16 protein-coding genes are annotated in these 22,710 nt (G+C 58.5%); 7 read left to right on the top strand and 9 right to left on the bottom strand.

All coding sequences use genetic code 11. The annotated features are described in order from the left end of the window. Positions 1–5: 5 nt before the first annotated feature. Both AK81_RS13505 and AK81_RS13500 read right to left on the bottom strand, forming a co-directional pair. Positions 6–2,054, bottom strand: coding sequence for a TonB-dependent receptor domain-containing protein (locus AK81_RS13505; RefSeq protein WP_043199708.1), 2,049 nt, complete (start codon positions 2,052–2,054; stop codon positions 6–8). Positions 2,055–2,194: 140 nt separating this feature from the next. Continuing rightward, positions 2,195–2,977 carry a hypothetical protein gene (locus AK81_RS13500; RefSeq protein WP_043199707.1) on the bottom strand — a complete coding sequence of 261 codons (783 nt, stop codon included), beginning with the start codon at positions 2,975–2,977 and terminating at the stop codon, positions 2,195–2,197. 114 nt (positions 2,978–3,091) lie between these two features. Here AK81_RS13500 and AK81_RS13495 point away from each other — a divergent pair, with 114 nt between their 5' ends. Together AK81_RS13495 and AK81_RS13490 are read left to right on the top strand one after the other, a co-directional pair. Then, on the top strand, positions 3,092–3,763 hold the full coding sequence (locus AK81_RS13495; protein WP_043199705.1) for an HD domain-containing protein: 672 nt from the start codon (positions 3,092–3,094) through the stop codon (positions 3,761–3,763). Between the two features lie 725 nt (positions 3,764–4,488). Then, a complete protein-coding gene (locus tag AK81_RS13490; RefSeq protein ID WP_154100787.1) occupies positions 4,489–5,340 on the top strand; it encodes a DUF6216 family protein in 852 nt (283 codons plus the stop codon). On the opposite strand, the gene AK81_RS13485 is transcribed toward AK81_RS13490, so the two are convergent. Beyond that, complete coding sequence (locus tag AK81_RS13485; RefSeq protein ID WP_043199703.1) at positions 5,306–6,133, bottom strand: helix-turn-helix transcriptional regulator; 828 nt, start codon at positions 6,131–6,133, stop codon at positions 5,306–5,308. The genes AK81_RS13490 and AK81_RS13485 overlap by 35 nt on opposite strands. Positions 6,134–6,769: 636 nt before the next feature. Between AK81_RS13485 and AK81_RS13480 the strand changes: the two genes are divergently transcribed. Next, a complete protein-coding gene (locus AK81_RS13480) occupies positions 6,770–6,970 on the top strand; it encodes a DUF1737 domain-containing protein (RefSeq protein WP_043199702.1) in 201 nt (66 codons plus the stop codon). Here the strand turns inward: AK81_RS13480 and AK81_RS13475 are convergent. Beyond that, positions 6,967–8,349 (bottom strand): PLP-dependent aminotransferase family protein, encoded by a 1,383-nt coding sequence (locus AK81_RS13475; RefSeq protein WP_043199701.1) that lies wholly within the window; start codon positions 8,347–8,349, stop codon positions 6,967–6,969. The two genes, AK81_RS13480 and AK81_RS13475, sit on opposite strands and share 4 nt — an antisense overlap. Positions 8,350–8,470: 121 nt before the next feature. Here AK81_RS13475 and AK81_RS13470 point away from each other — a divergent pair, with 121 nt between their 5' ends. Beyond that, entirely contained in the window at positions 8,471–9,340 is an 870-nt protein-coding gene (locus AK81_RS13470; RefSeq protein WP_043199700.1) for a DMT family transporter, read from the top strand. Between the two features lie 281 nt (positions 9,341–9,621). Here the strand turns inward: AK81_RS13470 and AK81_RS13465 are convergent, their stop codons facing one another. Then, complete coding sequence (locus AK81_RS13465; RefSeq protein WP_081042064.1) at positions 9,622–12,669, bottom strand: autotransporter outer membrane beta-barrel domain-containing protein; 3,048 nt, start codon at positions 12,667–12,669, stop codon at positions 9,622–9,624. A gap of 283 nt (positions 12,670–12,952) precedes the next feature. Here AK81_RS13465 and glsB point away from each other — a divergent pair, with 283 nt between their 5' ends. Then, positions 12,953–13,861, top strand: a complete 909-nt coding sequence (gene glsB, locus AK81_RS13460) for a glutaminase B (RefSeq protein WP_043199699.1) — start codon at positions 12,953–12,955, stop codon at positions 13,859–13,861. A 12-nt stretch (positions 13,862–13,873) separates the two neighbouring features. Here the strand turns inward: glsB and AK81_RS13455 are convergent, their stop codons facing one another. Next, a complete protein-coding gene (locus AK81_RS13455) occupies positions 13,874–14,785 on the bottom strand; it encodes a LysR family transcriptional regulator (protein ID WP_043199697.1) in 912 nt (303 codons plus the stop codon). A 135-nt stretch (positions 14,786–14,920) separates the two neighbouring features. Between AK81_RS13455 and AK81_RS13450 the strand changes: the two genes are divergently transcribed. Both AK81_RS13450 and AK81_RS13445 read left to right on the top strand, forming a co-directional pair. Continuing rightward, entirely contained in the window at positions 14,921–15,745 is an 825-nt protein-coding gene (locus AK81_RS13450) for a phytanoyl-CoA dioxygenase family protein (protein WP_043199695.1), read from the top strand. An 80-nt stretch (positions 15,746–15,825) separates the two neighbouring features. Further along, on the top strand, positions 15,826–17,217 hold the full coding sequence (locus AK81_RS13445) for an amino acid permease (RefSeq protein ID WP_043199694.1): 1,392 nt from the start codon (positions 15,826–15,828) through the stop codon (positions 17,215–17,217). Between the two features lie 322 nt (positions 17,218–17,539). Here the strand turns inward: AK81_RS13445 and AK81_RS13440 are convergent, their stop codons facing one another. The 3 genes from AK81_RS13440 to AK81_RS13430 all read right to left on the bottom strand — a co-directional run bounded on the left by AK81_RS13440 (position 17,540) and on the right by AK81_RS13430 (position 22,579). Next, entirely contained in the window at positions 17,540–18,355 is an 816-nt protein-coding gene (locus AK81_RS13440) for a DUF6708 domain-containing protein (RefSeq protein WP_343226796.1), read from the bottom strand. 157 nt (positions 18,356–18,512) lie between these two features. Further along, positions 18,513–19,229 (bottom strand): DUF6708 domain-containing protein, encoded by a 717-nt coding sequence (locus AK81_RS13435; protein ID WP_241496078.1) that lies wholly within the window; start codon positions 19,227–19,229, stop codon positions 18,513–18,515. 98 nt (positions 19,230–19,327) lie between these two features. Continuing rightward, on the bottom strand, positions 19,328–22,579 hold the full coding sequence (locus AK81_RS13430) for a T6SS effector BTH_I2691 family protein (RefSeq protein ID WP_043199795.1): 3,252 nt from the start codon (positions 22,577–22,579) through the stop codon (positions 19,328–19,330). Between the last annotated feature and the right edge of the window lie 131 nt (positions 22,580–22,710).

Genomic DNA, 22,710 nt, shown 5'->3' with positions numbered 1-22,710 from the left:
TCAACTTAAAAGTAAGTGGTTACCCCGACAAAATACGCCCGACCGGGCACGTAAAAGCTGGTCGAGTCATCACGTGGGTCTTCATCCAGCAAGTTCTGCACGCCGGCGTTCAGGGTTAACCAGTTGGTGGCCGCCCAGTTTGCGGTCAGATCATAGGTGGTGTACGACTTGACGAAGTCTGTGCCTAGTCCGCGTTGCTTGCCCACATGCTGAGCCGAAAGCTCGGTACCGATCCGCTCGCTGATCTGCCAATCGATTGCACTGAACAACGAGAGCTTCGGCGAACTGATCAGGTCTTCACCGGTCGACAGGTTGCGGCTTTCGAGCATGTAGGTTGCGTTGGTGCGCCAGCTGGCATTTTCCCACAACGGCACCTTGGTGCTGCCTTCCCAGCCGCGGGTGCGGGCTTTGTCCGCATTCTCCAGCATGGTCCACCAGCGGCCCTGGAAATACCCCAGAGGTGCATATTCAATTTTGTCCTTGAAGTCGGTATGGAAGTACGTGAGGCTGGCCTCCCAGCCGTCGTGGTCGAATGAAACGCCGATTTCCTTGTTGGTACTGATTTCCGGGCGCAGGTTTGGGTTGCCTGCCATCCAGCAACTACCGGTCACGTAGCCAAGAGGGCGTAGAGAGGTACAGCCGCGACCGCCAGAGTTGGTCGCTGCGCCCGCACTGCCTTCTTTCAAGCTGGGGGCCCGGAACCCGCGCGACACCCCACCGCGCACTGTCCAGTCAGGATGAGGGTGATAGACCACATAAGCGCGTGGGCTATTGTGGTTGCCGTATTCATCGCTGTGGTCGAAGCGATTGCCCAGTGTCAGCGATAGGTTATCGAGCAGGAACAATTCATCCTCGACGAACAGCGCGGAATAGTCACCTTCAAGCTCCGACCCTCCCACTGTTGCACCTTGGTAATCCACGGGCACCGTGCCCAGCGTGTCAGTGTTGGTCAGCTGTTCTCGTTTCCACTGGCCGCCCACGGTCAGGCGCTGGTTGACCAACAGTTCGAACGGGATATTAAGGCTGCCCTCGACAATTTTTTCTTCCGAGTTGGCCTTGCCCTCGCCGATGTCATTGTCGAATTTATTCAAGTAAGCGTCGATACGCGAGGTTCCAAAGCCCCAGTCGCCATGGTGAGATACGACGAAACTGTCGCGCGTCAGGCGTCCGGCGCCGAAACCTTCACCTACGGTATCCCCCCAATCACCGAACGTTTTCTTTGACGACCACGAACGCTCCACGCCGTGGATCGCCTCGAAGGACAACTCATGGTTGTCATTAACTTGCCAATTGAGCAAAGCGTTGACGCTGTGGTCTTTGGCGCCGCCGGCGCCGTCGTTGTAAACGAAGTCACCCGTTGCGTCGAGGCGAGGCGTGGCCTCGTCGGCAGCGCGTCGAGTGAGATTGGCGCCCATGCGCAGGCCGATGGTGTTCGTGACAGGGCCGGACAAGTTAATGCTGGTTTGGTTGGTCTGCCCACGGTCGGAGTCTTCCGGCATCGTGGTGTTTACGTTGAGCGACCCACTCCACTCACGGGATACCTTGCGGGTAATGATATTGATGACGCCACCCATGGCGTCTGAGCCATACAGCGAAGACATCGGCCCGCGCACGATTTCGATCCGCTCAATCATGTTCGGCGAAATCCAGTTGATGTCCTGGCGACCGAGATCACGTCGGTAATTGGTGTCGGCGGAGCTACCGATGCGTTTCCCGTCCACCAAGATCAAGGTGTATTTGTCGTCAAGGCCTCGTAGCTTGATCTTCGACTGCTCGCCCACCGGGCCGTAACCGCCTGTCACACCAGGGATGCGGCGTAGGAGGGTGTTGAGGTCGTAGACAGGCTGGCGTTCGATCTCTTCCCGAGTGATGACACTGACACTGGCTGGCGCATCTCGTACATCCGTACCGCCCCCTGTGGCGGTGACGAAGGAGGCCTGCAGTTCGGTGGCGGGAAGCGGCTCGAGCTCGAGGGGTTCCTCGGCTTGCGCTGCAGCCGCCGCAAGCAATCCAACGGTGAGCAGGGCACGGGAGAACGGAGGGCATGGCAGCATTGCGTAACAGTCCTTGTCGATCGGTAGGGTTGAAATCGAGGCGGGACGTTAACGCAAATGAGAACTATTTGGAATAAAATGTGTAAAATTATTTACATAAAACTGACAAAAAATTTACTCAGTGGATAGATAGGCGTTCATCAACCGTGCGGTTGGTCCGGGTGGGTTTGATCATTCGGCTGGTTGCCAAGGAGTATCTGGTCCAGAAGAAAACGACGTGCTGCACGTGAGCCGGCACTGACGCTGCTCGGGTGCTGAATGCGATAGCACTGTATCGAGCCATGCAGGCGGAAGCGCCACAGTTGCTTTACCGGGATGCCTTGCGCACGGTAATCACCAAGGTCGTTGCAAACGCTGAGTTCGCCTTTGTGCGGGAAGAATTGCTGCCTTACATGGGCACTGCTCGCGCCGTTGGCAAACACGATGATGTCTGGGCGAAGTATGGTGATTTGCGCTTCGAGCAGGCGCTTGGACACCTTCATGAGATCTGCGAAATGCGGCCAGCGCATGGGGGACCCTTTCTGCCATGCGAAGCTGAAGAGGTTGGCCCAGGCGATACCTATGGGTTGGTCGGCCTGGTGGAGTTTGCGCAGAAAGTTGAAGAAGCTGGCCCCTCGGTCGGCCTTGTCCTGGATGTACTTTGCCAGGTGGCGCTGCTGGATTGCCATGGCGCGCTGGATGTACTCGTCCAGATCGATGAAGGGTTTGCCGGCGGTCAAAACATCCCAACGACGCGTTTCTCGACCCACAACCATGATACGTTTTGCCGCCTGCTCGAAGTGCGGCGACGTACCAGGAAGAAACAAGCCTGAAAGGTGCTTGAAATCTGCTTCGTGCTCGCGGCTGCGGTCCAGCCAATGCGGGGGTAGGTCTGATAACGTTTGGCGGTATGCCGTCATCAATTGCTGCTGCTTGCTTTCCATCGCATATTTTCCAGAGCTGCATCTGTCTGCCAGATGTTATCGGTGCGGAAGGTTTGCAAATTGGTGGGGTAGTGTCAATTTGATGTCTCGCGATGAAACTGGAACGTACCCACGATGACTAACGAAGCTTTTACCCCTTTCCAGCGCCTGGCCGCTGACCTGTTGAAGCATTTGCCAGATGACCAACCAGATGGCTCCCACGACCTGTCCCACATCCATCGCGTGTGGGTCAACGCGCAACGGATTCAGCGCGTAGAAGGCGGCGACCTGGAAGTGCTGCTTGCAGCGACTCTGCTGCATGACTGTGTCGCTGTAGAAAAGAATTCGCCCTTGCGCGGGCAGGCGTCAACGCTGTCGGCACAGAAGGCGACTTCAATCTTGGCTGGCATGGGTTGGCCATCGCAACGTATCGAGCAGGTGGCGCATGCAGTCAAAACCCACAGCTACTCGGCTGGCTTCGAACCACTCACCCTTGAGGCCAGAATTCTTCAGGACAGTGATCGCCTGGATGCCATAGGTGCAGTGGGCATCGCCCGGTGCTTCTACGTTTCCGGGCGGATGGGATCGGCGCTGTACGATTTCGAGAACCCCACTGCGCGAGGGCGGGAGTATCAGGATGCGACGTATGCGATCGAGCACTTCCATACCAAGCTGCTCAAGCTCGCTTCAGGCTTTAGAACCTGCGAAGGGGCTCGCCTTGCGGCTGAGCGGCATGCGCGGCTTGAGGCGTATCTTGCGGACTTCATGGATGAGGTCGGGACTGGAGTTGTTGGCAGAGGTGCGTGAGACCCTGTGAGTTTTAGCGTACCTCTGGAGCTTGCTTGCCCGAGAAGCAGGTAGAGCGGTCGCTGGATAGATCAGAACTACGCATCCGCCCCTGCTTCACCCTCCTGGTGCGCTTCCATCGCTTCACGCTTGGCGGCAAGTACCTGCTGTGTCGTCATCTCTATAAGTCCGAACACTGCTTCGGCGCAAAGGCTGGATAAAGCGGCGAGTCTATTTCCGGTGGCGCTTCTTTTTGATGGCGAACGAGTTTTGGGCTTTCTGCAGGTATGCCCAGTTGATCGCTCGATCCATCGTTCTGCTTGAACGTAAACGCCAATATTTCCTTCACTGGACCCCCAAAATCTTGAGATCTGGGGAATGTGCAGACTTTTTCTTCAGTTACCAGCATCGGGGAAGGCTCAGGGCCAGCTTTGCGCCCGGGTCGTGGACGCCACCCGCACAGCCCTTCCCATCGTAAGTGAACTTGGCTCGACCACCTGCGGTGTGTAGCCAGCGCTGATGCTCTACACCTCGTACCCGGTCAGCACAGTGAGCGAGTCAGATCGGGCAACTGTTATCGCATCAGACGCAGGTTCAGTACGAGCAAGCTGAACTGGTCGCGCACTTGCGAACGTTTAACAGCGTTGCCGATAGTAAAAAAATGATGGTGGCTGTAATCTCGGAGCCCTCAACTTGGTGGAGGGATGAAGAGGTGATGAGTGTCTGATGGGGCGTTGATGTATGCAATGAATATTGTTGATTTTATTTTCAAGGTTTGGCCTCTTGTCGCGACGGTATTTGTTGTGGCAGTTGTCCTGAAGCGCACCAATTCCTTTTTCTTTTTCTATCATCGGGCTTTTCAACTCCTTGGAGCTGAGAAGAAATTTTCAAACCATAGTGATCAGAAAGCATGGGATGAATATTTAAGCTTGATGAGCTTTAATCTTCAGTTGGGCTTTGGCTTGGAGAGCTTGAAAAATAAACAGGCATTTCATAAGTGGCGAAGTGAGCATGGGCTCGAGATTGTTGAGTTAAGGATGGCGGGGCCGTACTTTCACGCTAATAAGTTGGAATTTAAAGTTGTAAAGATTTGGTGGCAGGTGCTCAGAACGATGATCATAGTCCCCATGATCTTTATTTTATTTTATTGGGGTAGTATTTTTTCAAGCGCTGAATCAGCGCTCTGGCAGGCCAAAGGCACCGAGCCATGGTTTTGGGCTACCGAGAGCAGTGCAAGGGACTTTTACTATGATGTGCCTTTGGATTTTGACTGGTTGAAGTCGAGAAGGTGGAAGCTGGAATCGGCAGACTGTCGGTATGACGTTGAGCCGCCTGAGTATATCGGGGCATGGATTAAAGGCGTTGCTTGTCTCTCCATTGTGGGGTTGTATCCAGGCGAAGTTGAAAAGACGGTCGCTAGCCAGAAACGATTCGGCTTTTTCTTGTTAAGCCTGACTATCGTGTTATCTGCTTGGCTCATTGCTCTTGAAACTTGGACTGCACAGGCAAAGCGACTACAAATTCGCTTAGCTCAGCAAGGAGGGGTTGAACCGCTCGCCAGCATCAGTGAACCTGACTCGTCCACTTGCGCTGGGTAGCCAAAGCCAACAACTCCCGCTGCCCAGAAACCCCCAGCTTGCGATACAGCCGCTTGATATACGTAGCCGCACTCGACAGCTGAATGCCCATCCTCACACTAATCCCCTCAACCTCACTCCCGGCCAGCATCAATTGCAGCAACTCCTGGTCACGCCGGGTCAGTTCCGGGTACAGGCTGACAACCCGTTCACTGAGCAGTGCCGGCATTTCATTGGCTTCGAGATAGGCCCGGTAATGCAGACGCGAGATTTGTACGATCAGCGGGGCGGCTGTTTCGAGCACGTTGATTTCGTTGGGTGAGAAGCGGCCGTGTTCGCGGCCTCGGTAGAAGTTCACCGACAGCCAGCGGTTGCCCTCGCAATGGGTCAGCAGCGCAACACGCTCGGAGATTTGCGGCAGCTCGTAGCAGATGCGTCGGTAGTCGCGGTGGACGATGTCTTCGATGCCTTGGCGTTGAACCATGATGCGGTCGGTTGTCGTCGGGGCAGGGCGCGCGGTCATCGCCTGTTGGTTGCCGTTCATGCTGTAGAAGCGTTCGGCGTAGTTGCTGGAGATTCTGGGTAGCTCGATCATCCGTGCGCGGTCGGCGAAGGAAATGATTTGCGGGCTGCGGTTGGGGCTGTAGGCGAAGATCGTGCACTGGGCCAAGGGGACTTGGGCGCTGACCAGCTTCAGCATGTCGGCGGCCAGCAGCTTGCCGTGGCTTTCGGTGGTGCGGGAGAGCAGGGTGGCGGTTTGCTCGATGCTCAGGCGGAAGTCGGTGGTGGAGGGGCGTAGGGGCCAGAATTCCATGCTGTACTCCCTGGGGGCGAGGCAGGATTTATTGTTTTAGGTGGCCGCTGGGGGCTGGGCTTTTGGGCAGGATAACCAATTTGTGGGCTACTGGCTTGCAGCTGCACGGATGTAATACAAACCGGGGAGAGGGTTTACATGGCAATTCGTGTTTAGGACTCGCATGTGTCAACCATGTCCCCGGTTTGTGATGTAAAGGATATCTCTGGTCGTGTTCTGGCGGGAAATTAACACGGGGTATGGCACCGGCTTTGCCGGTGTTCGCGGGTGAACCCGCTCCCACAGGGACTGTGCAGGCTTCGGGGTCACACTGTACTTGTGGGGGCGGCCAGGGCCGGGGGTAGGTGTGGTGATTTACACCGCGTCGCCTGCTTCGCGGGCTTGCCCGCTCCCACAGGTACTGCATTGCCCTCAAGGTAGTGACATTCCTGTGGGAGCGGCCATGGCCGCGAACACCGGCGAAGCCGGTGCCATGTACTGTGTCGTCTGTTTCGCGGGCTTGCCCGCTCCTACAGGGGCCTTGCGCTTTCTCCGGTATCAGGGCTGAGCAGCTTGGAAGTGAGCAGGCGCCTAGCCGTGGCCGGGGAGCTGACAGTACTCTTGGAAAACACACCGACTTCTGCAAGGACGAAACACATGACTCAACCACCGGATGGGCTGCCGATTTACCGGGTGCTGACTGGCCCCGATGACGCTGCCTTTTGCCATAAGGTCAGTGATGCCTTGAAGCTGGGGTATCAACTCCATGGCGGACCTGCACTCACGTTCAATGGGAAAGATGTGATCGTGGCGCAGGCGGTTACCTGGCCCGGGGCGCAGAATGGGGTCCGCGACTAAGCACTCAGGGCCCGTTTCAACACTTCATAGATTCTGGCGTCACCCGATTGCGCAACGTTGAAGCGGAGAAAATCTCCTGCCGTCATGGATTGGCTAAACGCATTTCCGGGCGCCAGCACTACACCTTCATTCAAACAGGCCCTGGCCAGCGTTGCTGCATCCTTGCCTTGAGGCAGTTGGCACCACAGGTACAGGCCTGCCTGGGGCATTAGCCAGGGCTTGATACCGATGGCCTGAAGCTTGGTTGCCGTGTTGTCCATTGCCTCGGCTAGCCGAAGGCGCACACTCTCCATGTGCTTTCGGTAGCCGCTATCCGTAATCGCGTGGTGGATGATGTCCGCAGCCAGCCGTCCACCCCCGAATGTGGTCGCAATCTTGAGGTCGACCAGGCTCTCGATCCATTCACCACGGGCAGCGATGTAGCCGCATCGCACCGAAGCGGAGATGGTTTTGGAAAAGCTGCCGATCTGGATGACACGAGAGAGGCCATCGAAGGCAGACAGGCGTGGCGCGGGCGTGGTCTCGAAATCCCCGAAGATGTCGTCCTCGACAATCACCAGGTTGGAGGTGTCGGCCAGCTTTAGCAGCCGGTGTGCCGTGACCGGCGACAGGGTGGCACCGGTGGGGTTGTGGATGCCGGAATTTGTTATGTACAACCGGGGCGCGTGTTCGAGCAGGGCAGCGCCGAACGCATCGATGTCCGGGCCCGTCGCCGTGTAGGGTACGCCTACAATCTTCACCCTGTGTGCTTTCAACAGTGCGTGAAAGTTGAAGTAGCAGGGGTCGTCGACCAGCACGGTGTCGCCCGGCTCCAGCAGAAAGCGGCAAATCAGGTCGATGGCGTGGGTGCTGGATTCCGTGAGCATGATCTGTTCAAGCGTGGCTTCGGTGCCAATGCCTGCCAGTCGCCGTGACAAGAATTGCCGGAGGGGCGGATGCCCAAGCGGTGATGCGTACTCGGCCAGTTTCGCAGTGTCAGAACGGGCAACGGTTCGAAGCGCTTTACGCATGCCCGCTTCGTACATCCAGGAGGGGGGTAGCCACCCGCACCCGGGTTTCAAAGCATCGCTGGCGGTTTCAAGCGACTGGCGCGAGATCCACAGCGGGTCGACGACACGATCCAGTTTGGGGCCGAGTTCGGTCAGTGCCAGTGGCGCCGCTGGCCCGGCTACGTAAAAGCCGGAGCCAGGGCGAGAGCTGAGTACACCTTCTGCCATTAGCCGTTCATAGGCTTCAAGCACGGTAGACACCGACACTTGCATGGTCTGCGCCATCGCGCGCACGGAAGGAATTCTCGCGCCTGGCGTGTAGGTTCGAGCGGCTATCCTGGACTGGATTTCACCCATGACAGTGTGAATTCGCGTGCCGTTGCGTTTCATCGCACCCTCAACTGTGCTGGATTAATGTGCATAACAGTTCGGTTTAACTGTACTGGATTGTACGTGGCCTTGGTGAGCCTGTCAGTGATGTACTGAGCCTTGGCTTATCGAGGATGTACCGATGGAAAAATCAACAAGCGGGTGGATCAACGGCTTCATAGGCGTCGCGATCTTTGCGGGCTCGTTGCCGGCAACCCGTGTGGCAGTGGCGGCCTTCGAACCGACGTTTCTGACCTGTGCCAGGGCAACCATTGCCGCCCTGTTGGGGGCGCTTTTTTTGCTCGTGCTACGCCAGCCACGACCATCACGGGGTGATTTGTCGTCATTGGCTTTAACAGCGCTTGGCGTTGTTATCGGTTTCCCGCTGCTGACGGCACTGGCGCTGCAGCATGTCACCTCTGCCCATTCCATTGTTTTTGTCGGGCTGCTGCCGCTTTGCACCGCAGGGTTTGCCGTTTTGCGGGGCGGTGAGCGGCCTCGGCCACTGTTCTGGTTGTTCTCGATGGCAGGTGCCGGGCTGGTGGTTGGCTATGCGTTGATGAATGGGGGAGAGGCGTCGGCGGTAGGCGACCTGCTGATGATGGCGGCGGTGGTTGTGTGTGGGTTGGGGTATGCGGAAGGGGCGCGTCTGTCGCGCACGTTGGGTGGTTGGCAGGTGATCAGTTGGGCATTGCTTTTGGCGTTGCCGTTCATGCTGCTGCTGACGATCGCTAATTTTCCGGCGGCTGATACCTTCGCCAAGGTCAGCGCCCCTGCGTGGTTCAGCTTCGGTTACGTTTCACTGTTCAGCATGCTGATCGGGTTTGTGTTCTGGTACCGAGGGCTGGTTCAGGGTGGGATTGCGGCGGTGGGCCAACTGCAACTGGTTCAGCCGTTCATGGGGCTTGGGCTGGCAGCGTTGCTTTTGCATGAGCAGGTCAGCTGGATGATGCTTGTGGTGACGCTGGGGGCTGTGATTTGTGTGGCCGGGGCCAAGAAATATGCGCAGTAGATGAAGAGTTGGATCACCAGTAGTGGATGGCACCGGCGAAGTCGGCGTTCGCAGGCATGCCTAAATGCCAGTCAGTCAAGGTTTCGACCGCTTTGTTGGGGCTGCTTTGCAGCCCTTCGCGGGCTTGCCCGCTCCCACAGGTTTCGCGTTGGGTGCAGGAATACGCTGCTCCTGTGGGAGCGGGCAAGCCCGCGAAGGGCCGCAAAGCGGCCCCAATGGCCTGAACTTGCAAAACAGCTGAAGCTCACTCAGGCGGCTTCCGGCCCGAAACTACTGGCAGCTCAGAACCGAACCGTAACCCCCGCATTCACCGAGTGGAAGCGGGCGTCCGAACCGAATTGCCCCTGATACGACAGCCCTACCTCGGCCTGGCGGTTCAGTTGCACTTTCGCACCCACTTCGGTCATCGCCACGTTACGCGTCTGGGCGATGCCCTGCACCGCGAAGTCCGGGCCACCGGCAAAGGCCTGGGTGCTGCTCGGGTCCAGATCGCCATAGGCGCGGCGCCAGCCCAGCGAGCCATAGAACTGGGTGTCGTGATCAGCCACGCGGGTGCGTGTTGAAGCGCGCATGCCTACGGTCGAGAACCAGGTGTCCTGCTTTTCGCTGGACACGTCCAGGGCCGCCGCACCGCCTTTTTCCCGGAAGCTGTCGGCGTCGTACTTCACGTAGGCCACGCCCACGAACGGCTCCAGCGCCACCGCGCCCAGGCCGATGCGGTAGGCCGCTTCGCCACTGGCCTGCAGCGTGTTGGCGTCGCGCTCGCCCTTCAGGTGGTCGTTGAACCCGGCAAAGGCCACGTTGCGTTTGCTGTCCAGCTTGTGCCAGGTGTAGCCGACGTCTGCGCTCAGGCGCAGGGCATCGAGTTGGGCGCCGGTGTACAGGCCCAGGTGGTAGTTGTCGCTGTGGCCCTTGGCATCGCGGTCGTCGGCATCGAACTTGGTGCGGCTGTAGCCACCGTAAACACCGGCGCGCCAGTCCGGGTTGATGCTGCCGTCGGCGCCAATCAGCACGCCGCCGGTCCTCTGGTGCAGGCCGCCGGCGCCGTTGTTGCCGTCCAGCTTCGACCAGTTGCCGAAGACTTGCGCCCAGGCCCCACCTTGCGCTTCAGGTGTGGTGGGCATGAGGTTCGATGCACCCAGCGGCATGCGCACGCTCGTGCTGTCGAACAGGCTGCGCAGGCGGGTACCCAGCACGCCGGAGACCACCTGGCTGTTGGCGATAAGCGCGGTGCCGGTGCTGGCGTGGTAGTCGCCGGAGAGCTGGTCGATGGCATCGCGCGCGCTGTCGGCATCCAGCACCAGCAGGTTGTTGTAAAGGCGCAGCGGGTCGCCGCTCTGCTGCAGCACGCTCAATGCGCCTGCGGTGTTCCACTGGTTTTCGGTTTGCGCCACGGTCTGGAAGATGCCGGGTGTGCCAGGCCCGCCCGTTTCTGGCGGCTGCACCGGGGGTTGTACGGGGGGCTGCACGGGCGGCTCGACCGGGGGCTGTACCGGTGGTTCTACAGGCGGTTCTACCGGGGGCTGTACCGGTGGCTCGACCGGCGGCTCCACCGGAGGCGTCACTGGTGGTTTTACAGGCGGCTCGACCGGTGGTTCAACAGGGGGAGTGGTCTTCTGCGCGATTGTCAGGTTCAGTTCGTTGGCCGTGCGCTGCAGGCTGACGTTGAGAAACGCCGAGTGGGTGAACGCCTGGGCATAGGCTGTGCCAGCGGCGGCACCGTCCACCACACCGCCCTGGGCGGCCAGCAGCGTGTAGGTTTGCCCAGTCTGGTAGCTTTGCGCGTCGTTGAGCGTGGTGACATCGACCCGTGTGCCACGCAGGGTCGCGGTGCCGCTGACGTTGACGCGGTCGGCGCCGCCATTGCCGGCGATATCTGCGGCGTAGCGCGAGCCGTCGGCCATGTCCAGGTCGCCGTTGATCGACAGGGTGCCCAGCGCGCCTTCACCCGGCGAGAGGGTACCGCCCGAAGCCACCTGGGTGGTGCCGACCCGGCCGCTACCGGCCAGCACGCCACCGTCCAGCACCTGGGCGCGGTTGCTGTAGTTGCCGGACGCGTCGGTGTGGCCCACGGTACCGTTGACCACCAGGGTGCCGTTGCCGACGCTCAGCAGCGAGGTGCCGCGTGGGTTGGTCTGGTCGACATCGCCGGCCAGCACCAGCCGCCCGCCGCGCACCACCGTGCTGCCGGACATCCCGGTCAGGTCGCCGCTCAGGGTGGTATTGCCGCTGAAGGCGTACACTCGGCCCGCACCGCTGATGCGGTTGCTCAGTTGCAGGTCGCTGTCGGTGTGGTTGAACGCCAGCGCGCCGCTACCGGCGCCGAAGCGGATCGCCGTTTGCGGGTCGAGGCGGCCGGCGGCCTGTGCGGCGCTGGCCGTGGGGGCGTCGATATCGGTGCGGCTGTCGTCCCGCACAACCCCGCCCCCGATGCTGAGCGTGCCGCGTGCGGCCGAGTTGATGCTGGTCAGCACGCTGATGTCGATGCCCTCGGTGCTGCTCAGCTCGGCGCCGTTGGCCAGCACCAGGTTGGTGCTGGCGGTGGTGGTGCCCAAGGTCAGTGCGCGGGTGGCCAGGCGCGTGCCTTCGCCGGACACGCTCACCACGGTGTTGCGGTTGAGGTTGGCCGAGCCCAGCTCCATCGAGTCACTGGTCAGCACCGCACCGTTGCTCAGGCTGAGGTCGTTGCGGTTCCTGAAGGTGCCGGTGTTGTCCCAGCGGGTGTTGGTGCCGGACAGGTCGCTGATCGAGTTGATGGCCACACGTTCGCTGGCAAGCTGCCCGCCATCGCGCAGGGTAATGCGCGAGTCGTAGAGGAACACGCCGCCAGAGGTCACGTTGGCTGCATCCACTTTCGCACCCTGGCCACTGACCAGCAGGTTCGCCCGTGACAGCGCATTGCCGGCGTTACCGTTGTCGCTGAGCTGCAGGTCGCGCACCAATACCTGGCCGCCGTCGAGCACGTTGAGCGTACCCTGGCCGCTGCCGCCGACCACGATGGTGTTACCCAGCACGGCCGTTGTGCGAGGGACGACCCAGCGGGTACCTGGTCCCTGGACCGTGACAGTCGCCATGGCCGTACTGGCTTCGTTGTTGGTGAGCGCGCCACCGATTCGCCCACCTTTGCTGGTGAGTTCGGCGCCATTGTTGATGGTCAGGCTGGCGGGCACGCCGTTGCCGGGGCGCAGCGACACCGTGCCATCGTAGGCGCGGTCGCTGCTGAAGGTGTCCTCGCCACTGTCGAGGATGTAGTCAGCTGCGTGGGCGCTCGGCAGCAGGGCGAGGCTGATCGCAAACGTCAGCGGGGACAGTCGGAAAAGGGGATTCATAGCGACTCCAGATACTCCATTAGATGCCACGCAAGTGGCTGCCAGCCCTGAGGGCATTGGCGTTCCATATGTGCAACGGATTAACGCTGGGAGTATCGGCAAGCCTTTGCCGCGCTGAGAATAGTACGCATGTGCTAGCGCTATCCGGAACGTGACGCGGCGCACACAGTGGGCGGCGTGGCGCACAAGCGTTTCTTGCCGAATGTGTGATCTATGCCGCTCAGTCTTCGTCAAGCATGCGACCCCTTATCGACGTCTGAAGGGGATTGAGCCAGGGCCTTTCATGCAAACGCTGTTGAACGAGATTCTTGAAGAAGTACGCCCCTTGATCGGCAAGGGCAAAGTGGCTGACTACATCCCTGCGCTGGCCGACGTACCGGCGCAGCAGTTGGGCATCGCGGTGTATAGCAACGATGGCAGCCATTACTGCGCAGGCGACGCGATGGTGCCTTTTTCGGTGCAGAGTATTTCCAAAGTATTCAGCCTGGTTCAGGCAATTGGCCATTCAGGTGAAGCCATTTGGGAGCGGCTTGGCCATGAGCCTTCAGGCCAGCCGTTCAACTCGCTGGTGCAGCTGGAGTTCGAGCGCGGGCGCCCGCGCAACCCCTTTATCAATGCCGGCGCGTTGGTGATCTGCGATATCAACCAGTCACGCTTCGCTGCACCCACGTTGTCGATGCGTGATTTTGTTCGACGGCTGTCGGGCAACCCCCACATCTCGATCGATGCCCGTGTCGCAGATTCGGAATACCAGTTCCGCGCGCGCAACGCTGCCATGGCTTACCTGATGCAGTCCTTTGGTAACTTCCATAACGAGGTCGAGCAGGTGTTGCGCAGTTACTTCAGTTACTGCGCGCTGCAAATGAACTGCCTGGACCTGGCCCGGGCGTTCTGCTTCCTGGCCAACGACGGGTTCTGCAAGCACAGCGAAGAGCAAATCCTCACCCGGCGCCAGGCCCAGCAGGTGAACTCGATCATGGCCACCAGCGGGCTGTATGACGAGGCAGGGAATTTTGCCTATCGAGTGGGGTTGCCAGGCAAGAGTGGTGTGGGTGGGGGCATTGTGGCGATTGTGCCGGGGCAATTTACCGTATGCGTGTGGTCGCCGGAGTTGAATGCGGCGGGCAACTCCCTTGCGGGCATGGCGGCGCTGGAGTTGTTGAGTTCGCGGATCGGGTGGTCGGTGTTTTGATCAGTGGGCGGGCTAGCCGGTAACGGAGCCTGCTATTTCCCGAGTCACCCAACCCTTGAACGCCTCCGCTACCGGCGACGGGTGCATCGCGCCTGACTGGGCCAGCACCACTTTTTGCGGTGACACCTCTTCCAGCAATGGCCGGCACAGCAGCGGTGTACCGTCATAGCAGTGGTCGCCGGCGGGGCGGGTGCATGACAGGGCAACCCCGTAGCCATGCGCAACCAGGCCGCGTTGCATCTCGAAGGTCTGGGTGTATTGCTGGGTGCGCGGTTGCAGGTTGTGCGCCCAAAACAGTGAAAGGAAGTATTCACGCGTTTGTGCGATGTCCTCAAGAATCAGGCATTCCTGTGCCAGTTCATGCAGCGGTATCGCTGCCAGGTTGGCCAGGCGGTGGTCCGTAGCGATGAGCGCGTAGGGTTTCAACTCGGCCAGCACCTGGCGCGGCAGCGAGGGATCAAGGCCTATGTCGTAAGTAAGCGCAAGCTCTGCCTTACCGGCACTCAGGTGGCGGTGCACGCCTGCCAGGTCCGTTTCGAACAGCGTTACCTCCACATCGGGGTACTGCTTGCGAAAGCTCGAGAGCAGCCGCGGCGCGTAATAAGGGCCTAGGTCCTGAAAGCAAATAAGCGACAGGTTGCCGCGAAGCGAGCCTTGCGCCGTATCCGCTTTCTGATTCATGGCGATGGCCATGCCAATGATGTCGCGTGCCTGGGCCAGCAAACGCGTGCCCGCCGACGTCAGCTCCAGCCCGCGGCTGACCTGGCGCCGGAAGAGCCGCTCATTCAGCGCCTCTTCAAGTTGTGCAATCGCAACCGACACCGACGGCTGTGAAACGTGGCGGGCTCTGGCAGCAGCGCTGATGCTGCCGTGTTCGGCCACCGCGACGAAGTACTCGAGCTGCCTGAAAGAGAACCCTATCATTTTTTCCTATACTCAAAATTAGGAAATATATTCTTTTCCTATTGGTGCCGAAAAGCAATACTCGCTGTGCACCTTGCTTGTTTCACTTCAGAACTTGTGTGCGCCTGCCCCAATAAAAAGATTAAAGGGTGCCTTATGAAACAAACCGCCGAATTTCAATTGAGCCAGGAAACCATCGATGCTTTTCAGCGTGATGGTGCTGTGTGCGTCCGTAATGTGTTCACACCGGAAGAAGTTGCACTGCTCGAAACCGGCATCGAACAGAATCTGAAAACCCCCAGTGAGCGCGCCAAAGTGGCGAGCCGCGCCGACGACCCGGGTTGGTTCTTCGAAGACTTCTGCAACTGGGGCGATATCGCGACCTACCGCCAGTTCATCTTCGAGAGCCGGGTGGGCAGCGTTGCCGCTCAACTCATGAGCAGCGAGACAGCCCGGCTTTATCACGATCACCTGCTGGTCAAGGAGCCGAACACGCGCCAGCGCACGCCTTGGCACCAGGACCAGCCGTACTACAACATCGATGGGCGCCAGAACTGCAGCATGTGGATGCCAGTCGACCCCGTCGCAAGGGAGTCCACCCTTGAGTTTGTAGGGGGCTCGCACCTGGGGCCGTGGCTGATGCCGCGCAGCTTCCTCGACAGCCAGGCGCAATGGTTCCCGGAAGGCAGCCTGGCGGACTTGCCGGATATCGAGGCCGACCGCAGCGCCTGGAATATCCTCGGCTGGGAGCTTTCCCCAGGCGACGCCGTGTTCTTCCACATGCTCACCTTGCACGCTTCTGGAGGTGTCGGGGGCAACCGCCGGCGCCGTGCCTTCTCGGTGCGCTTCCTGGGCGACGACATTACTCACGCGCCACGCCAGTGGAAGACCTCGCCGCAGTTCCCCGGGCTTGAAACGCAATTGGCCAGCGGTGCCCAGATGAACCATGAGCTATTCCCGGTGCTGTGGCCAAGAGCTTGATGATTGAATAAATGCGTGCCTGATTAAAACGCACAGCCTCTGCGTTGTGCGGACCTGATAATAAAATCAAGAAGGTATCTATGAGCGCTCAATCTTCACAACAGCTGAAGCGGGGTCTCTCTACCCGGCATATTCGCTTCATGGCATTAGGTTCTGCTATCGGTACGGGGCTGTTCTATGGCTCGGCATCGGCAATAAAACTGGCAGGGCCATCAGTTTTGCTTGCCTACTTGATAGGCGGTGCAGCCATTTACATGATGATGCGCGCCCTTGGCGAAATGGCGGTTCATAACCCGGTGTCAGGCTCGTTCGGCCACTATGCCAGCCAATACCTGGGCCGCTATTTTGGCTTTCTGACAGGTTGGAGTTACGCATTTTCGATGTTGGTGGTGTGCCTGGCAGACGTGACGGCGTTTGGCGTCTACATGGGGCTGTGGTTCCCGGAAACACCCGCCTGGATCTGGGTGCTTGGGATAGTGCTCTTCATCGGGGCGCTCAACCTGTGTAGCGTGAAAGTGTTCGGCGAGATGGAGTTCTGGCTGTCGTTGCTGAAGGTGACCGCTATCGTTGCCATGATTGTGGCAGGAGGTGCAGTGCTGCTGTTGGGTATCCAGCTGAACGACGAGGCAGGCACTGTTGCCGGGATCTCGAACCTGTGGAGCCACGGCGGGTTCTTCCCTAACGGCGTGGGTGGGATGATTGCTTCGTTCACCGTTGTGATGTTTGCCTTTGGCGGGGTCGAAATGATCGGCATCACCGCAGGCGAGGCAAAGGACCCGAAGCGCGTGCTGCCTAAGGCAATCAACTCGGTGCCTCTGCGCATCCTGCTGTTCTATATCCTGACCCTGTTTGTGCTCATGGCCATTTACCCATGGACCAGCATCGGCAGCCACGGTAGCCCATTCGTTCAGATCTTCAGTGGCCTTGGCATAAGCTCAGCGGCAACCGTGTTGAACATCGTTGTAATTTCCGCTGCGGTATCAGCGATCAATAGCGACATCTTCAGCGCCGGGCGAATGATGTACGGCATGGCCCAAAACGGCCAAGCCCCTGCGGGCTTTGCATCATTGTCGCGTTTCGGTGTGCCGTGGATGACGGTTGCAGTGATGGGCGTCGCTCTGCTTTTGGGCGTGGTATTGAATTATCTGGTGCCAGAAGACTTATTCCTGGTGCTTGCCGCGGTGGTCACTTTCTCCATTGTCTGGGTGTGGTTGATGATTCTGCTATCGCAAGTGGCCATGCGGCGCGGCATGAGCAAGGAGGAGGTGGCTGCGCTGGATTATCGGGTGCCGCTGTGGCCGGTAGGACCAGCTTGCGCGATCGCGTTCATGGTGTTCATCTTTGGCGTTCTTGGTTGGTTCCCGGCCAGCCGCACCGCCATGTATGTCGGGGTTGGCTGGTTGGTCCTTCTGTCTTTGGGCTACTGGCTATGGGGCGTGCGTGCACCGCGGACAGTGTCAGCCAGCGCTTGAGGCATTGAGCCGTTCGCGTCCGGCATTGCGAGAGGGGACGGCTTTGATGTCGCAACCGATGGAGCTGGATATGGGGACATATCGAGACAGGGAAGGCCATGACCAATAGTCATACCCAACCCCGGGATCTTTGCTGCCCGGACCGGCCCCTTCGCGGGTAAACCCGCTCCCACAGAGACCGCGCTGGCTTCTGTATTTTGCTCAGGCAGTTGCTCCTGCAGGGGCATCAAAATCTCCAAGCCATGCGCAGTACCTGTGGGAGCGGGTTCACCCGCGAACACCGGCAAAGCCGGTGCCATCCAGCACCGAGTGCCGTAGTGATTCAGGAGACTTCATCCGTTGCTGGCGCGCTGCGAGACTCAAGGTCGATTTCCGTCGGCCACTGGACTTTCGGCGCCAAGCAATGCATGTGGCTCAGGCCATCGTCATCGTTCCAGTCGCGGGGTGGGTGCACGAACTTGGGCAGGGCTTCAGGGCCTTGCTGCATGAAGAGCCGAGCGATGGCCCAGTAAGCCTCGCCGTCATGCAGGGTATGAGTGAAGAAGACGCGATCAATGACTTCGTCAGTCTCAGGATTACGGACTGACAGCATGACGTTTTCGATCAGGCCACCGTGGCCGGGGGCGTAGATGCGGTAGACCTCGGCGGTGACGTCGTCCCAGTTGTAGGCGACGGGTTGGACACCCCAGCGTTTACGGCTGAAGATGAAGATGCGGTCGAACTTGTACTCGTAGATGTAGATTTTTCTACGTAGGCGATTGAAGCGAATAGGTTCGTCTCTGGGTATGACAAGATCGAGCTTGATGTAGGGGATGAGGGCCCACAGCATTACGGGCGGGCCGAGTACAAATAAAATATTCATTACCCAGTCGCGCTCCCAGCCGTAGGTAAATAAATCCCAGTACAAAGAAAGTGCTAGGCTGGCGCAAAATAATAAGCCAGGAATACCGACAAGCGCTGAAACTCCTCGGAGGCTTACCGTTTTTCTCGGTAACTCAAGGTACACGTCATTAAAGTGACTGGGTGGAGGGTTCACATGCTCTGTCCAGCAGTGGGCGTCTGGGTTGTCTCCAACTGGAGGCAGGTCATAGCTCCAGCCTATTGCACGCTCACTCAAGACCTTGGGTTTAAGCGTCATTCATTATTTCTCGAAAACATACTTCAATATAGGCGCTCGGCCAGCTACGGTCGGGCCACTTCGAGTCACGCCTGGGTTTTGGGAGCGGGCGTGCTCGCGCACACTGGCAAAGCCGGTGCCATTCAAAGCGGTCTCGTTGCAGCCAAGATGGAATGTTTCATGAGTCCCCATCCGTCGCAGGAGCACTCCGAGACTCAATGTCGATTTCCATTGGCCACTGGACCTTGGGTGCGAGGTAATTCATGGGGTTCAGGCCATTTCCAGCCTTCTGATCCTGAACAGGGCGTATAGCGTCGGAGATCGCATCATATCCACTTTGCATGTACAGCCGCGCTAATGCCCAATACTGCTTGCCTTGTTCTATGTTGTTACACAGAAAGAGGCGATCGATGACTTCGTCAGAGCCTGGTTTACGAACCGAGATCATCACATTTTCAATAAGCCCGCCGTTTCCCATGGGCGCATATACCCTATAAACCTCGGCGGTGAGGTCGGCCCAATCATAGGCCACGGGCTTCACACCCCAGCCTTTGCTGCCGAAGGCGTACAGGCGATCAAACCGGTATTGATAGAAATAGACTTTTTGGCGTGCTCTATTGAAGCGTATGGGCTCGTTGCGCGGGAGTCGTAGGTCTATACGGAATAGTGGGAAAAAGGCCCAGGTCGAAAGTATCACAACTACGAGCACTATGATTGTGATATCTAGCCTCGTCTGCCGGTAGTTGAGAAGCGCTTCGAAAAGGTCCGGCATGATGAATTCTATTAAGTATGCTAATAGCATCAGGCCTCCGAAAAATGATATCCCGCGCACGCTGATCGATGATCGAGGGATTTCAATAAATATACGCCCGGCCCGACTGATTTCTAGGTTCACTGCCGAATAGACCTCGCGCGGCGAAGGTATTGCGTCATGCGGAGGAAGATCATGCCTCCAACCAGCGCCTCGATGAGGTAGTGTCTTTTCTTCTCTTGTCATTCGTTGAGCTCAGTCGAAATGATTTCGGCGTACACTTCAGGCATCTTTCGATCAGGCCAGAACTTCAAATATAACGTTGCAGCGAGGATAGTAGGGGTGCCGATATAGGGAACCATTTCAAAGCCCCCAAAGTGCTGCCTGACACTCACGTTGCCGTCAGTTGTAGCAACTGCGTAATCAGTTATATTCTGCTCGATACTGCTGGTATCGTAATCTGGATTTTTAGGTGGAATGTACGGCTGGCTCGGACGGCTGATTACCTCTTCCTTCATACTTACGGGTAAATTTATGGCGCTGCCTATAATGACTTGGCCCTTGACATGCTCATTGAACTGGCCGTCACCATGGCGGTGCACCTTCAGCTCCCAGTGAAGCCCAGAGTTTTCAATATCGAAGCGGGGAAGGGTAATCAGGAATTTTATGCGTTGTTTGATAGTTAAGTTGAAGGGACTTCTTATCTTGGCATTAGATACGGTTCCCAGGAGATCAGTTTCGAACTTAACGTTTGCAGTGATTCCCAATACAGCCGCATTTAGCTCAACTGTGGCCATGTCTGCATGTTCAGGTGTATTCCAGTGGATAGCGGGTAGCTCGTTAGCCTTGCCGAAGTAGCACCTCCTTACCCACCGTTCGAGCGGCGACGACTCGTTCTCCTCTGCCCACTTGGTTAATGCATATGCCCCTAAGCCTGATACCAGTGCGATGCCTAACACACCCAATACTAAAGTTTTGAAGACTGCTGCCACGGCAGCGATTACCCCAATGCCAAATAGATATCCTGCGGCCTTATAGATTATCGCTGCACTTTCATCGCCTCCTGCCGTTGTACGCTTTACAGCACTTATCGTCTGGAGTGCATCGAAAACGCCAGCACCTACATTGATAACCGCGCCAAATCTAGCTGCCACGCCCCCAATCTTTATCAGGTTGGTCATTTTATCTCCGGTAGCAAAAGACAGGGTTCGCGTACGCTGTAGCTCTTTAGCCCCAGAAACAACCACCAACCCAAGTGCTTCGATGCTACCGCCCAAGATGCCCATTCTTGCACCTGCTAAGGCCATCAAGGCTTCCTTGGCTTTGGGCCCGAATTCCGCTTCAGCCTTCGCCTGGTTTTTGCTCAAACTGTCACTTTGTAAGTAAAGCCCTCCCATCGCGAGCAGCACTTCCCAGCTCCCGGCTACACCTCGCAAGCCGCTAAAGCCTGTGCGCACCAACTGCGCCGCCTGCTGCGAAGTAATGCGCATCCCCTGCAACATCTTGCGCGCATTCGCCTCCAGCGTCCCCGCCGCCACCGAGATATCCACCAAGGCAATCTGTGCCACGCTGCTCGCCTGAGTCACCTTCATGTTGGCTTCCTCAACCAACCGGCCACGCACCTCTTCAGCCGTACCCTCGACCCACACCGTTACACTGATCATGGTGTGGGTAAACCGCGGGTCGAGCACCGCCAGGCTCATCAGTCCGTGTTGCATGATCGGCCGTAACTTGGTCCAGGCCTTGGTTGAATGAACGTCGATGTCATCAATGTTGCGATGCATCCGGTCCCTAGCTTCCGCAATCGAGGCATTGGCCTTGTGCTGCAACTCGCGCAGGTGAGCACTCTGCAAGGCGTAGTACTCGCCCAGCTTCATCTTCACTTCCAGTTCGATCAGATGTACGCCGTTGTAAAGAAACTGCGTCGCGCTGTTCAGGTGCCGCACGGCGTTCTGAATACCGGGCGACATGCAGGGTGCCAGCCGCTGGCTAGCCGCGTTGAGCGCGCCCTGGGTTTCGGCAATGGCCTGTTTGAGGGTATTGCGCATGCGCAAGCCGGCATCGTCGCTGGCGATGACCTTGCTCAACATCGAGTACAGCTTGTCGCTGTCGTTCCAGTTGATCGTTTCGGTAGCACTAAAGCTGGGAAGCAGGCCAGCCAGCAGTGAGCGGTCCCGCATCAACAGTGCGCGATAGGGCGGGCTGTCGGGGTCCTGTAGCCATTTCAGCCAGAGGGTTTCGCTGGTGCCGGCTACGGGAGCCACACCGGGCACCACGGCCTCAGTGACGCCACCACCCAAGCACAGCGCCATGGTCTTGGCATACGCTACGCCAGACTCGCGATGATCGCCGTCGTAATCGTACTGCTCGGCCACCTTGAACATGGGCGTGTCGAACAGGGCAGCATAGGCACGGGCGTTCTTGTCGATGTAACCCTGAAATTCAGCTTCCTGCTGGTCATACTCGGCCTGGAACGCCGCGCGATTCGGTTCGTGGTAGCGTTCCTCCAGCCGCTCATCACTCTCCAGCTGCGCCCGCTCCACCAACCACTGGCGCTCCACTGCCGGGTCCGTGAACACCGGTGGCCCATCGCCGGTCATGGGTTCCAGCGACGGTACTTTCTGTGCTGCCCACTCCCGGTGCGTGGCACGAATGAACTGGAGGATCTGCGAGGTCTGCAACTGGTAGGCACGCATGGGGTCTTCCCGCCAGACCTGGCGCTTCACCACCCAGTTCAACCGCTGATGGTTGAATTCCTGAATCAGCCCAACGGTATCGTCGAGCACCACCGCCAGCACGCCGTTCTCCAGCTTGTGCCGGTTCATCGCGTTGACCAGGTACCCCTTCAAGGCGAACTTGCGCAGCCTGCGCGAGTGAAAGCCATGTGCACTGTCGAACGGCGAGCAGCCATGCTGCGTGTACTCGAACACCTCTTTGTCGACCTGCAGGTTATCGGGCGTCATGGCGATGCCCAGTAACTCAGGGTTGTTACGCGCCTGGATCAGGTCCACGCCCTGGAAGCGATGCGCGGGCGCCTGGCCCTTCTTGTAGGCATTCAACACACTCACCGGCCAAGGGTCGCTGGAGAAAGCCAGCCAAGCGCTGCCATAGCGGTCGGTGTCGATATTCAGGAAGGACGAGGGAATGTCGTGGTTTTCATTCGCGCACTTTTCGGGCAGCGATGCGGGTAGGCCGTCGGACGGTTCGTAGGGGTTGAAGCGGCGCAGGTGGCCCTGTTCGCTGACTTCGTAGGCATGCCAGACCTGTTGATCGAGCAGTACGTACAGGTAGCCCATGCGCAAGGTACGCAGGCCCATCTTCGCCGAGATATGCAGGCTACCCGCCACGGTCGTGATGCACTCCGGTCGGGTATCCGGCACCAGCGCACGGCGCAGCGGAAGGATCGGTAGGCCTTGCCGCTCGCAAGACATGCACTGGTCGTGCGGCAGCCCGGCTTCGGCTACCGCAATGGCGATACGTTGGCTGATTGTCAAAAACGACCTCGCATTGAAAGGACCGTGATGGTCCCTGAACACTAACGAGGAATCGCTTGCCGGAGGTTCATGGGGCGTCCTAAAACCTTGTAGGAAACGTCTCTAAATGAGCCACTGGACAATCACACAAC

Source organism: Pseudomonas putida W15Oct28 (assembly GCF_000708715.2).
In the GTDB taxonomy this organism is placed as follows: Bacteria; Pseudomonadota; Gammaproteobacteria; order Pseudomonadales; family Pseudomonadaceae; genus Aquipseudomonas; species Aquipseudomonas putida_R.
The sequence above is the reverse complement of the archived record's forward strand: the minus strand, read 5'-3'. Positions and strand labels throughout refer to the sequence as shown.